Source organism: uncultured Sulfitobacter sp., assembly GCF_947497275.1.
Lineage (GTDB): Bacteria > Pseudomonadota > Alphaproteobacteria > Rhodobacterales > Rhodobacteraceae > Sulfitobacter.
In genome coordinates this window covers 60,914-73,540 of sequence record NZ_CANMFS010000007.1, presented here as the reverse complement: position 1 = coordinate 73,540, position 12,627 = coordinate 60,914, and the positions used below count along the sequence as shown (strand labels likewise).

Sequence of the window (12,627 nt, the reverse complement as noted above, 5' to 3'; positions counted from 1 at the left end):
GCGCCGCGCCGTTTCAGCGGAAAAAGACCTCGTGACCGCCGGCTTCCAGCGCTTCGGCGCGCACCTTCATCCAGGCAGCGGTGAACGCATCCTCATCCTCCGGGGCGCCGTCGACGAAGCCTTTCCAGGCGTCCAACAGAACGTTCTGCCGATCGACCATCACGTCCTGATTTTCCTGAGCATCATCCGTCCAGAGGCCCTTTTCCTTGAAATAGGCAACGCTGCCGTCGCTCCACGGCATCACCCAGGACAGGATCTGGCGATCTACCCCGTAGGCATTGGCGCCGGGGGCGGCGTCCTTGTATTCGTCAAATCCCGCATCCATGGCGGCGACGATGTTGCGCACCTCGGTGGTATCCTGATCGGCTTCGGTCACGAGGATGGGATAGGGGTACTGCGCCATCGGCAACGGCGAGGCGGGGTCGATCGCTGGCCCCACCGACACCATGTGCGGCGTTACGAAGGGCGTGACCCCGGTATAACGGGCCCAGGCTTCGGCATCGTCCGCCGGTGTTTCAAGCCACTTGAGGCCCCGGGGGCTGGATTCGATCTGATAGTTCACGGTGGTTGTCGTCAGCGCAAAGGCGGCGTCCACGCGATCTTCCAGAATGCCCTTGAGAGAATTCACATAGCCCGAAAACTCGACTGCCTCCACATCGTCCCATGTCAGGTCTGCAAAGGCCAGCAGGCCCTCCATATTGACATCAATCGCGGGTGAACTGGCGGCGCGGCCAACCCGTTTGCCCTTGAGATCGGCAACCGTCTCGATACCGGCATCGGCCGCGACCGCCACACCCAGACCGTAGTCACCCACGGCCTGAAGCACAGCGCGGATCGGCTGTGGACCCCATTCCGGCGCGGCGAACAGGAACACCCCTTCGCCGGCGAAGTAGGACGCGATCCCGCACAGGCAGTAATCCACCGTGCCATTCTTGAGAGGCGTCATCCGCGAGACGTCGTTGCGCCCCGGAAGCACCCGGATCGTCGTGCCGAACCGGCTGCGCATCATATTACCGATGGCAATTGAATGCGCGTGGCCCGCCGACCCCGTGTCATAGGCCGACCAGGCGATGACGTCGGGCAGCTCGATGTCCTGCGCGCCGACCGGCGCGGCCATCGCCAGACACCCGGCAGCAGCGATACTTGTCCATCTGAAGTTCATGTTTGTCTCCTCCTTGTTGGTTTATTCCGGCGCGACCGGGCGGTAAGCTTATAGGTCCGAGAATGGCGCGCTCTTATCCACGCGAATGTCGGGCGGCAGCCCGAGAATGCGTTCGCCGATGATCGTACGCTGGATTTCGTCCGAGCCGCCGGCGATGCGGTTACCGGGGGCGGTCAGATATTCGTTGCGCCAGCGCGCCGCATCGTCTCCGGCTTTGGCCGAAATGCCCGCCGCCGTCCCGGCCAGTTCCATCCCGAAGGCGGCCATCTCCTGACGCAGCTTGCCCAGCAGCAGCTTTCCGATAGAGCCTTCCTCGCCCGGTGCCTCACCGCGCGAAAGCGACGTCATGACCCGGTAGGAGGTGAATTCCAGTCCGCGCTGCCGCGCGACGAAATCGGAAATACGTGCGCGCACTTCGCCGTCCTCGATGGCCGGGCGTCCGTTGCGTTCGACGCGGGTGGCAAGAGCAATCAGTTCCTCCGCGCGGGCCCCGCCGCTGGCGCGGCCAACAGAGATGCTGAACCGTTCGTTCATCAGCGTCGTCAACGCCACCTTCCAGCCTTCGGATTCGCCGCCCAGGCGGGCGCTGTCCGGTACGCGCAGGTCGTCGATGAACACTTCGTTGAAGCTGGCACCGCCCGAAATCTGGCGGATCGGACGGGTTTCGATGGCCGGATCCGACATGTCCACGAGGAACATGGTCAACCCCTTGTGCTTGGGCACCTGCGGGTCGGTGCGTGCCAAAAGGATGCCGTGGCTGGAATAATGCGCGCCCGAAGTCCAGACTTTCTGGCCGGAGATCACCCAGTCGTCGCCGTCGCGCCGCGCACGGGTGCGTATGCCTGCCAGATCGGATCCGGCGGCGGGTTCGGAAAACAACTGACACCAGATATCCTCGCCGGTTAGGGCGCGCGGGAGGACCGCGGCTTTCTGGGCCTCGGTGCCGTGGATCATGACCGTCGGCCCGACCAGACCGATGCCGATCAGGAAGGCGTTGGGCGGTACGGCATAGCGTCCTTCTTCCTGATTCCAGATCACCTGTTCGATCGGCGTCGCGTCGCGTCCGCCGAAGGCGCGCGGCCAGGTCAGTCCTGCCCATCCCGCTTCGGCTTTGCGGGCCTGCCAGTCACGCGCCCGCGCGACCTCGTCGGCGTCGCGGGCCATAAAGTGATCCTGAGCTTTCTCGCTGCCGTCCCGCAGGGCTGCGTTGGCATCCAGCCAGCTCCGCGCGTCTGCGCGAAAGGTAGCTTCTTCGGGGCTGTCGCTAAAATCCATGTGTCTGATTTCCCTGTCAGCTTGCGGCGCGTAGAGGTGTCGCGAGATGCCCGAGGAGCCGCTCGCGCCACATGTCCGCCGGGCCGAGTTCTGCCTTCAGCTGCCAACCGCGTCGCAAGAACAAATGCGGGTCGGCGGCCCATGTGAACCCGATACCGCCGTGCAGCTGGATCGATTCCTCGGTGGTGAATTGCACGGCATCGAGCGCAGTGAGGCGCGCGACGGCGGCCGCTTCGGGCAGTCGGCTGTCGCCGCTTGCCAGCGCCCAGGCACCGAAAAAGGCATTGGACCGCGCCAGTTCAATCTTGGCGAACATGTCCGCGAGCCGGTGCTTGACCGCCTGAAACCCGCCAATCGGACGCCCGAACGCGTGCCGCTCGCCGGCATAGGCCGTGGTCAGGGCAAGGGCGCGCTCCGCAAGGCCGATCTGTTCGAAGGCGGCCAGCACTGCGGCGCCGTCCAGCATCCGCTGGATCGCCGCAGGGTCCGAGCCGGGCAGCAGCTCGACCGGCGCGTTGTCGAAGTCGATTCTGGCCGCCGGACGTGTACGGTCGATCGGGTCGAGCGCACCGATTGTCACGCCCGAGGCGGAAAGGTCCGCAAGATAGAGACGCGGGGTGTCTTCCTCATCCGTCGCCGCAACAAGAGCGTGGGTCGCCTCGGCACCGAACGTGACCGGCGCTTTCTGTCCCGAAAGACGATCCTGCACCACTTTCGCCGATACGGTATCGGGTGCGAGGCCGCCGCCCTCGGCAAGCGCCGTGGCTATGATCGTGCGGCCTTTGGCTATGCCGGGCAGAAGCGATGTGCGCTGGCCTTGCGTTCCGGCGGATTGAAGGGCCGGAACCGCCATACACAGGACCGGCAGGTAAGGTACGGCGGCCAGACAGCGACCGATTTCCTCGGCGAGGATCGCCAGTTCCACCGCACCCATTCCCGAGCCACCCTCCGCTTCCGACATGGCAAGGCCAAGCCAGCCGCCATCGGCCAGTGCGGACCAGGTTGCGGTGTCAAACCCTTCTGCGCCGTCGAGCCGGTTGTGCGCGACCTCCAGGGTGGCGTGATCGCCCAGCATCCGGGACAGTGTTTCGCGTATGGTATCCTGCTCGTCGGAAAATCCGAAATTCATGCCGGAGTACCTCCTTGTAGCTGTGAAGATCGATTGGGTGTTGGCCGACGGTAGGTTGGCAATCGGTCCTGACCAAACACTAACGCCCGGTGGTCGTGCAAAACCACATATGTGCAATGTCGCATCGAGAACGGCGAAACGGACCGCCAAACCGGATTCATCATGGATGTGCTTGATTCGAGTGCGCCACACAAAAATGGCCGCTTCGATTGATTAGTCTCGCTGTTGCACCTTAACCTGCGGAAAGCGGGGAATGTTCAGGTCGCGGGACTGGCGTGGCCGTACCTTCGCATCAGATGGGACTCGACGGGAGAACGAGCGGCATGGAAACTGTGGGCCTTGGATTTTGTTATGAAGATTTGCCGGTGGGGCGCGAATTTCGGACCATCGGCCGTACCGTGACCGAAACAGACATCACGAATTTCGTCAGTGTCACCGGCATGCTCGAAGTGTTGTTCATCAACAGCGACTTTCGCGAAAAGGAATCCAATATCGAGGGCTTCGCCGCACCCGGCGCGCTTGTCTATACCTTCATGGAGGGTCTGCTGACCCAGTCCACGATGCAACACACGGGCTTTGCCTTTCTGGAAATGGAGCTGAAGGTTCTGGGACCGACCTTCGCGGGGGACACGATCCATTGCGAGGTCGAGGTCATCGAGTCGCGCCGTTCGAAGAGCCGGCCGAACCGCGGGCTGGTCCGGACCCGGAACAGGGTTTTCAAACAGACCGGGGAGCAGGTGCTGGACTACACGCCCCTGCGGATGATCAAGGCACGCACGGCGGACAAGGAACCGGGAGAGGACTAGACCTTTTGGTACGCTGCGCAGGCCCGATCCCGGCCGAATATGGGTGGACTGCCGCTTGGGTTTTGCCAATACCTTGTCGCACCGCGAAACTGGAGGCGTCGACCATGAAAACCGCGCAATCTGACGGAATTGGATCTGCCGGACGCACATCGGAAGGGCCGCGGTCGCTGAACCGCGTTCTGTCGCTTTTCGATCTGCTCGCGCAAAGCAACCGGCGCATGTCCCTGTCCGAACTCAGCAGCGCGCTGGATTGCCCCAAGAGCAGTTTGCTGGTGCTGCTACGCCCTCTCACTGAAATGAGTTACCTGATGCGCGAGAACGACGCGTATTTCCTCGGGCCACGGATTTTTCAGTTCGCCCAGTCCATCCTGGCCAACCACCCGTTCGGGTCGGTCCTGCAAGGGGTAATGAACGACCTTGCCAAACAGACCGGCGAGACGGTCCTTTACGCGGTTCGTGATGGCGATCGTGTGGTCTATTCGTCGGTCATCGAAAGCCCGCAGCCCGTGCGGTACGTGGCCCAGACGGGGGTCGACCGGCCTTTGTTCTGTTCGGCATCGGGTCTTGTCATGCTGGCCTATGACACCCCGGAGGAGCTTGATGCCTACTTCGAACGGACGGAACTGACGCCGCTTACCGGCAATTCGATCACCGACGAAAACGCATTGCGGCACATGGTTTCGCAAATTCGTGAAACCGGTTACGCCAGAACGGTCGGTACGGCGCATGTCGATGCAGCGGGCTTTGGAGTTCCGGTGTTTCGTGCCAATGGAAATCTCGCAGGGGCTTTGGTGATCGGCGCGCCGCTGGAACGCGCCGCCCGGAACCGGAACCTGTGTGTGACAGCGGCCAAAGCGAGCGCCGAACAGCTTTCTCTTGCGCTAGGCTATCGTCCGGACAAGACCGGAACTGCCCTGAATTAGGTGCGCGCCGATCCGTCCGGTCGGACCCCTTCGTTACCGCAGGCCCAACCCGCGTGCGATGATGCCGCGCAGGATCTCGCGGGTGCCCCCCCGGAGCGAGAACGACGGCACCGCAAGTTCGGTATAGGCCAGCACCGCCGCATAGCTGTCGCGTCCTCCGGGCACGGCCGGACGTGAGATCAGGCTGCGGGCCAGACGCGGGATATCCTGTTCGAAGAGCGCGCCGAGATCCTTGACGATGGCGGCCTGAAGCGCGGGGTTATTGCCCTCGTTCAGCATCCCGGCGACCGAGCGCGACATTTGCCGCAGGACCATCAGATGCGCGGACAGGCGACCGATCTCGGCTTGTTGGGCCTCTGTGGCGTCGATGCGCAGCAGTCGGATCAGTTCCTCGATCAGGGCAAAGGACGACAGGAACCGTTCCGGGCCGCTGCGTTCGAAAGCCAGTTCGCTCATGACTTGTGACCAGCCCTCGCCCTTTTCGCCCAGAAGAGCGTCGGATGGCAGGAACGTGTCATCGAAGATCACCTGATTGAAATGATGCTCTCCGGCCAAGTCGATGATCGGGCTGATCTGGATATTTTTCGTGGCCTTGAGGTCGACCAGAAGCTGGCTCATCCCGCCGTGGCGGTCGTCGCTCTTGCCGGTGCGGCAAAACAGGATCATATAATCGGCCACATGGGCGTAGGTCGTCCAGACCTTGGTGCCGTTGACGCGGAAACCGCCCTCGACTTCGGTGGCGACGGTGCGCGTCGCCGCGAGGTCAGAGCCGGAATCGGGTTCGCTCATCCCGATACAGAAACACAGCTCGCCCGCAGCGATGCGCGGCACGATCGCGCGTTTTTGCTCTTCGGTTCCCTTGGCCAGAATCAGAGGGCCACTTTGGCGGTCGGCGATCCAGTGCGCGATTACCGGCGCGCCGGCGGCCAGCAGTTCTTCGGACACGACATAGCGTTCCAGCGCGCTACGCGCGTGGCCTCCGTATTCCTCGGGAAAGGTCATACCTACCCAGCCGCGTTGCGCCAGCTTGCGCGAGAAGTCCCGGCTGAACCCGTTCCATGATCTCGCACGCTTCTCGGGCGAGAAATCGGCCAGTTCCTCGGCCAGGAACGCGCGGACCTCTTGGCGCAGGTCGTTGTGATCGGCCCCCGACGGGGGCGGGGGAAATGCGGTGAGTGTCATGTCAGAACGCCTTGTGCAGTGCTGTCGGTGATGAAGTGCCAGAAAGTGTCGTGGGGGCTCGACAGGGCGGCACGCCCCAATTCCCGGTTCCAGTCCAATTCGGTGCCGAACTCGTCTCGCCAGCTCCAGATCCGTTTGGTGAAATGGTGCAGCGCATGTTCCTCGGTATAGCCGATGGCCCCGTGAATCTGGTGAGCCAGCGCACCAACCGTCTGCGCAGCTTCTCCGGAGCGGCTTTTGGCGGCGGCGACGGTCAGCGCGAAGGCGGCGGTGTCATAGCTGCCGGCCGCCATTTCGGCGGCCGCACGCGCTGCGGCGGTTTCTCCGGCCAATGTCGCAAGGTACTGTTGTATCGACTGAAACTTGCCGATCGGCCGCCCGAATTGAACCCGGTCATTGGCGTATTCGACGCTCATCCGCAGGATAGTCTCCAGCGCGCCGGCCGTGGCCAGACTGCGGACAAGCGCACCAAGCCCGCGCATTCCGCCCATCGATCGGTGCGCGGGAGCGGCATCGGCGTCCGTTAGCGCAAGGTCGACCGCAACATCGTCGCGCGGCATCCCCGCAAGATCCTGCGCTGGGGTGACTGTCAGATCCTTGACCGGCAGGGACAGAACATGATCGACGCCGTCCAGCGCGACGATGGTCACGATCCGGTCCGCCCAGCGGGCAAAAGGCACCATCGCCATGTGCCCGCTCGCATGGAGTGCACCGCCGCGCCGTTCCAGCCGCAGCGCCGCGCCCTCGGCGATGGTCAGCCTGCCGCGCGGCAGCGCCAGACCCCCGCCCGCCAGTACCGCATTTGCAATCAGTGTTTCGGCCAGAGGCAACGGCAACCCGTGCGCACCGGCAATGCGCACCAGCCCAAGCGCCTCGGCGGCGGGCACGCCGAAACCGCCAGCCTCTTCGGGCACCAGGGCCATGTGCAGCCCGGCCTCTTCGATCCGGGTCCAGAGCGTCTCGGGGCATTGCCCTGCAGCGGCATCCGCGCGCAGGCCGTGGCTGACATGGTCGCGGAAAAGCCGCTCGGCCATGTCATGGATCATCGATTCCATCAGGTGGTCCTTTCAATAGGTGCTTGGTTGGCGGCAGCCACGCCCTGTCTCGGTGTTCTGTTCCGGGACCGGTCCGATTTGCCATTGGGGGTCGCCGGATCGCGCAGCGGCGGCAAATGAAGACGTGTGCGCAGTTCCTTACGAAACGCGCCAGTGGCGGGTGGCGTGCCGCCGACCTTGCGGTATTTCTCAAGACAATCGGCGATCTTCTCGCCGATCTCGGAGGGACTTGCCGGGTCTGCGGGCGAACCGGGATGCGCCGCGACCGAGGTTTCGGCAAGGGTTTCGTTCTCCCTGCGCAGGCGGACATGGACCGCCCCGTGGTCCACACCGACGCGATCCGGTCCGGCGTCCGGTTCGGTTTCGATGTTTACCATGCTCATGAGCCGGCGAATCTCGGGGCGGTGAGGGCTGTCGCCCTCGAAATCCGCAAGCCCGACCCGGCCCTGATGCAGGGCCGCCGACAAGGTATAGGCGGCGCAGAACTTGGCTTCTGTTCCGTCGTTGGGATCAACGATATGCAAGGGCAGCATGACGCCCTTTGGCACTGTCATTTCGATCACAGAGCCATCGGGCACCGCGTTTCCTCCGCGTTGGGCGTAAAGGTGCCGCCCGGCGGCGATCATCCTGTGGGTGAGATAGCAGCAGGGATAAAGCTTGCGTGACACGCTGCCGAGATCAATTCTTGGCTCCACCTTGGCAGGGTCGGCAGCAAGCCCGTCCGGACCGGCATAAAGATCGAAGAATCCGCGCGGCGCGAAAATATCGGGCGTACCGGTGATTCCGACCTCGGCCATGCGGGCGGCCCGCACCCCGACAAGGGCGGCATTGCCGGCCTGGATCGGCTTGGCCATCGCGCCGAAATTGATTTGCAATCCACCGGCCTGCGATGCGGCCAGCGCCAGCGCGTTGCAAATTGCCGCTTCGTCAAGGGCAAGCTGATGCGCGACCGCCGCCGCCGCCGCCACTGCCCCGATCGTCGAGGTGGCGTGCCAGCCCTTGGCGTAGTGACCAAAGCCCAGAACCTGACCCAGCGCCACATTGACGGCTGTTCCCACCGCAAGCGCGGGGCCGACGCGGGCGGTCGTCTCGGGTCGAGCCTCTGCCATGGCCAGCAGCGCGGGCACCAGCACTACACTGGGGTGGGTGACTCTGAGGGTGTGGACATCATCGAAATCCAGCGCATGACCTGCAACGGCGTTGAGGAACGCGACCCGTTCGACGCCGCGCTTTCCGACGGAACCCACCGGCGTTGCGGCCTCGTCCCCTTCAAGTGCCGCCAGTCGGCGGACCACCGGCGCGTGCCAGCCGCCGTAGATAACAGCCACCGTATCTTCCACGCATAGCGCGGCCTGCTCGGCATTCGGCGTGTCCAGCCGATGCCGTGCGGAAATGAACCGCGTCAGACGGCGGGTGAAATCGCTGACCATGTCCTGATCCTCTCTGGTACTGCACATTGCCTCAAGTCAGGAGGTGCTATCAATTCGGATGACCCCCTTTTCGCACATATGTGTTGAACTGGGCTATCGCGTTGTGATCCCCGCCGGGTTAGAGCAGCCTGACGGCCATCTGTCATCTGAACCCTTCGGAGATAAGACGCCGGACGCGTCGGAATAACTTCGAAGCGAAGCGCAACTGCGGTTGGGGATGTCTGCGTGAATGGTCTAGAAGACACAGGCGCATTGCGGGCCGCCGCAGAGGGAGTTGGCATCTGCGATATCCCAGCCCGACCAGCGTGTCCGGAACTGCCGCAGCTTTGCAGGCGGGCCGAATGCCTCGTAACAGCGGGTGCAGATGCCGTTCATTGATGCTCTGAAACGGCCCGCCGCACGCAACCCGGTTGCTGCTGTCTGCCTGACGATCTGTCTTGGCGGCGGCATCGCGCAGGGTGCCTTTCCCGGCAACGGTGTTTCGGGTGCGGTCGTGCCGTTTTTCGGCATCTATCTCCTGGTCGCGTTCCGCCACATTGCCCGGGTCGGATGGGTGCTGCTATCATTCTCGTTCGCGATTGCCGTTTTGGCGCTGGCCGATGGTATCGGAACGCGCATTTTCGCAGAGGCCGCGGCGCGTGTCGTTTTCCTGTCCGCGCTGCTGACGGCTGTCGCATTCCTGCGCATTGCGGCCATACAGGACCCGGTTGTGGAAGTTGCCGGAGAGTTCCTGACGTTGCAGCCGCCGACCCGCCGCTACGCATCTTTGGGCGCGGGGGGTCACTTGTTCGGGGTGCTTTTGAACCTCGGCGGGCTAGGCGTGATGCTGGAGATCATCATGAAGGGTCTGCAGGCCCATCGCCATGAAATGGATGATTTGGTGTACGAGGCTCGCAAGCGCAGGATGGTAAGCGCCTGTATGCGGGGGTTTTCATCCATCGCGTTCTGGACGCCGTTCGGGATCGCCCTCAATCTGATGATCCTTACGATCCCGGGTCTTGAATGGGCACATCTGGCGCCATTCGGGCTCGCGCTGGCTGGCGTGCTTTTCCTTTTGGGGTGGTTGTTCGACACGGTCGAATGGTGGCGTCCGCCGTCGTCGCGCGGCAGGGTTGCGCCCCTGACCGGGGGCTTGCCGGGCTGGGCCCGTTGGTCGGTCGTGGTCGTTGCAGGTCATATCCTTATGCTGGGTGGCGTGGTCGTGGTACTGGACAGGGCGACGGAATACAGTTTCCAGACCGTCCTGATCACCATCGTGCCGGTTTATGCGCTTCTCTGGTCGGGTCTGCGCAAGGGCGTCGGCAGCATTTCCGACATGTCGCGACGGTTCGTGAAGCAGGCACCGGGATTCGCGACCGAAATGAGCGTTATCGCTTCGGCGGGATTCATCGGCCTCGTCGCATTGGAGGTCGTTCCCGTCGAGTGGATTGCCGACCATCTCGGCTGGATCGCAACGCGGCCTGTCGTGACGGTTGTGCTGTTGATCATCACGGTGTTCCTGACGGGGCTGCTGGGTGTGCACCCAATGATCTCGGTGGTGCTGCTGGCGGAAGTGGTCATCCGCATCGGCGTGGATGGTTTATCGCCCCTTGCTCTGGGCCTTGCGCTGGCTGGGGGATGGAGCAGCATCATTTGCATGGGGCCTGCCATCACCGCCGTCGTTTATGCGTCTTCCATCGTGGGGGAACGGCCCCTCACCATCGGTTTGGGATGGAACGGGCTATTCGGTTTGGTCAGCATCCTTCTCATTGCCCTCATTGTTGCGGGCGGTGTCGCGGCAGGGCTGCTCTGATGTCCTGATCTGCGCCCTGCGCGGACAATCGCACATATGTGTTCGATCCTCCCTGTCGCATCCCGGAAGGTGCTGGATCGCGTGCGTTCCAGTACAGTTGTTCTGCGAAAACCCCGGGCGGTCGGCCCGGGAAAACAGCAGCATCGGAGCGACGTACCGAACAATGGAAGGCCAAACGACACTCACGCGCCGCAGCAAGGTCACGGGGCTGCAAGACGCAGCGCGTCAGGCCCGGGACGCTTTGCGGGAACGTCCGGACTTGTGCCTTGGCGGGCTGTTCAAGCAGGGCAGGCCGGTCGCACTGGTGCGCGGGTTGTTGGCGGCGGGCGCAAAGGGCTTGCATGTCTATTCCTCGCCCGGTGCGGGCTATGACGTCGATCTGATGATCGCGGCGGGCGCCGTCGAGCAGGTGTTCATACCCGGCGTCACGCTGGAGAATCGTCTGTGCCCCAATTTTCGAAGCGCGGTCGAGGCGGGGCAGGTTACGGCCCATGCGCTGGACGCGCTGACCGTGGTGGGGGGGCTTATGGCCTCGGCCCACGGTGTGCCGTTTCAGCCGATCGACGCGTTGCGCGGGTCGGACGTGCTGAAGCACAATCCGCTGATCCGCGAAATCGACTGTCCGTTTTCGGGTCGCCGCATCCACGCCGTCGGACCGATCCGGCCCAGCGTCACCTTCCTGCACGCGCAGGAAGCTGACCGTTGGGGGAACCTGCGCCATCTCAGCACGATGGTCTATGCCGATCAGCTGATGGCACGGGCCTCGGACATGGTCATCGCCAGTGTGGACAGGATCGTGTCGGACGAGGTGATCCTTGACGACCCGTCACGGGTGACGGTGCCGTCACACTATGTCGACGCCGTGGTCGAGGTGCCTTACGGCGCACACCCCACCGCGAGCTTCCCCAATTACGCGATGGACGAGGATCATATCGACGCCTACGCCGATCTGGGCGATGCCGCCCGGGCCGGCGACAGCGAGGGGCTGGATGCCTACATCGCGCGCCATGTGACCGGGCCGAAAGATCAGGAAGACTATATCAAAACAGTCGGGGGCGCAGAATATCTCGCGCAGCTTAGCGCGGAGGCGCGGAAAGGATGAGGGCTGCGATTTCCCCCCTTGAGCAGATGGTCGTGGTGCTGGCCCGCGACCTGGCCGATGGCGAATTGGGTGCGGCGGGTGCTGCGGCTCTGGTGCCTATGGCGGCGATCGCGCTGGCGCGCGAACTGCGCGCACCCAACCTGACAGTCGGCGGAGAGATGTTCTTCAACCCCGAGCCGGGACGGCTCTATCCCTCTATGCTGGACGACCGCGCCTTGGGCCGCTGCGAGGCCGCCGAGACGTTCATCGAGCTGTTCGGCCACAGCCATCACGGGCTGGATTTCTTCTTTCACAGCGGGTTGCAGCACGACGCCTATGGCAACATCAACCTGCATCACGTGGGTGGCACGCTGCACGCGCCGGGGATGCGAGGGCCGGGGGCGGCCAACCTGTCCTACTGCCACACGTCGACGCGGTTCTACATCTGCCCGACGCTTCATACGGCGCGGAATTTTGTCGAGAAAGTAGATTTCATCACCATACCGGGGCATCTTTCCGGCCCCGAGGCGAAGCGCGCCGCCGGCCTGACCAATGAAGGGCCGCGGTTCGTAGTGACACCCCGCGCAGTTCTGGATTTCGACCCGGAGACGCTGCGGATGCGGCTGAAATCGGTCCACGCGGGCCATACGGCCGCAGAGGTTCAGCGCCACACGGGGTTTGATCTTGGGATCACTCAGGACGTGCCACAAACGCCGCTGCCAACAGAGGAGGAACTGACCGCGCTGCGCGAGCGGATCGACAAGACCGGAACTTTGCGCGCCTGACGCGCAA

General features: G+C 63.6%; 11 protein-coding genes. 5 read left to right on the top strand and 6 right to left on the bottom strand.

Going from position 1 to position 12,627, the window contains the following annotated elements:
• Window positions 1-13: 13 nt before the first annotated feature.
• From Q1A06_RS14830 to Q1A06_RS14820, 3 genes are read right to left on the bottom strand one after another with little or no spacing between them, the layout of a single operon-like run.
• A complete protein-coding gene (locus tag Q1A06_RS14830) occupies window positions 14-1,162 on the bottom strand; it encodes a TAXI family TRAP transporter solute-binding subunit (RefSeq protein ID WP_299565255.1) in 1,149 nt (382 codons plus the stop codon).
• 48 nt (window positions 1,163-1,210) lie between these two features.
• Window positions 1,211-2,437: an acyl-CoA dehydrogenase family protein gene (locus Q1A06_RS14825; RefSeq protein ID WP_299565253.1), complete on the bottom strand. Its 1,227-nt coding sequence runs from the start codon at window positions 2,435-2,437 to the stop codon at window positions 1,211-1,213.
• Between the two features lie 16 nt (window positions 2,438-2,453).
• Window positions 2,454-3,566, bottom strand: coding sequence for an acyl-CoA dehydrogenase family protein (locus tag Q1A06_RS14820; RefSeq protein ID WP_299565250.1), 1,113 nt, complete (start codon window positions 3,564-3,566; stop codon window positions 2,454-2,456).
• 275 nt (window positions 3,567-3,841) lie between these two features.
• Here Q1A06_RS14820 and Q1A06_RS14815 point away from each other — a divergent pair, with 275 nt between their 5' ends.
• Together Q1A06_RS14815 and Q1A06_RS14810 are read left to right on the top strand one after the other, a co-directional pair.
• Window positions 3,842-4,372, top strand: coding sequence for a MaoC family dehydratase N-terminal domain-containing protein (locus Q1A06_RS14815; RefSeq protein WP_299565247.1), 531 nt, complete (start codon window positions 3,842-3,844; stop codon window positions 4,370-4,372).
• A 104-nt stretch (window positions 4,373-4,476) separates the two neighbouring features.
• Window positions 4,477-5,295 (top strand): IclR family transcriptional regulator, encoded by an 819-nt coding sequence (locus Q1A06_RS14810; protein ID WP_299565244.1) that lies wholly within the window; start codon window positions 4,477-4,479, stop codon window positions 5,293-5,295.
• Window positions 5,296-5,328: 33 nt separating this feature from the next.
• Here the strand turns inward: Q1A06_RS14810 and Q1A06_RS14805 are convergent, their stop codons facing one another.
• From Q1A06_RS14805 to Q1A06_RS14795, 3 genes are read right to left on the bottom strand one after another with little or no spacing between them, the layout of a single operon-like run.
• Window positions 5,329-6,477 carry an acyl-CoA dehydrogenase family protein gene (locus Q1A06_RS14805; RefSeq protein WP_299565241.1) on the bottom strand — a complete coding sequence of 383 codons (1,149 nt, stop codon included), beginning with the start codon at window positions 6,475-6,477 and terminating at the stop codon, window positions 5,329-5,331.
• Window positions 6,474-7,532, bottom strand: coding sequence for an acyl-CoA dehydrogenase family protein (locus Q1A06_RS14800; protein ID WP_299565239.1), 1,059 nt, complete (start codon window positions 7,530-7,532; stop codon window positions 6,474-6,476). The genes Q1A06_RS14805 and Q1A06_RS14800 overlap by 4 nt, the downstream gene beginning before the upstream one ends.
• Window positions 7,532-8,989 (bottom strand): MmgE/PrpD family protein, encoded by a 1,458-nt coding sequence (locus Q1A06_RS14795; protein WP_299565236.1) that lies wholly within the window; start codon window positions 8,987-8,989, stop codon window positions 7,532-7,534. The genes Q1A06_RS14800 and Q1A06_RS14795 overlap by 1 nt, the downstream gene beginning before the upstream one ends.
• A gap of 337 nt (window positions 8,990-9,326) precedes the next feature.
• On the opposite strand from Q1A06_RS14795, the gene Q1A06_RS14790 reads away from it, so the two are divergent.
• From Q1A06_RS14790 to Q1A06_RS14780, 3 genes are all read left to right on the top strand, one after another.
• Window positions 9,327-10,754, top strand: a complete 1,428-nt coding sequence (locus Q1A06_RS14790) for a hypothetical protein (protein ID WP_299565233.1) — start codon at window positions 9,327-9,329, stop codon at window positions 10,752-10,754.
• A gap of 163 nt (window positions 10,755-10,917) precedes the next feature.
• Complete coding sequence (locus Q1A06_RS14785) at window positions 10,918-11,856, top strand: CoA-transferase (protein ID WP_299565231.1); 939 nt, start codon at window positions 10,918-10,920, stop codon at window positions 11,854-11,856.
• Window positions 11,853-12,620 carry a hypothetical protein gene (locus Q1A06_RS14780; RefSeq protein WP_299565228.1) on the top strand — a complete coding sequence of 256 codons (768 nt, stop codon included), beginning with the start codon at window positions 11,853-11,855 and terminating at the stop codon, window positions 12,618-12,620. Before Q1A06_RS14785 ends, Q1A06_RS14780 begins: the two co-directional genes overlap by 4 nt.
• The last annotated feature ends 7 nt before the right edge of the window (window positions 12,621-12,627 follow it).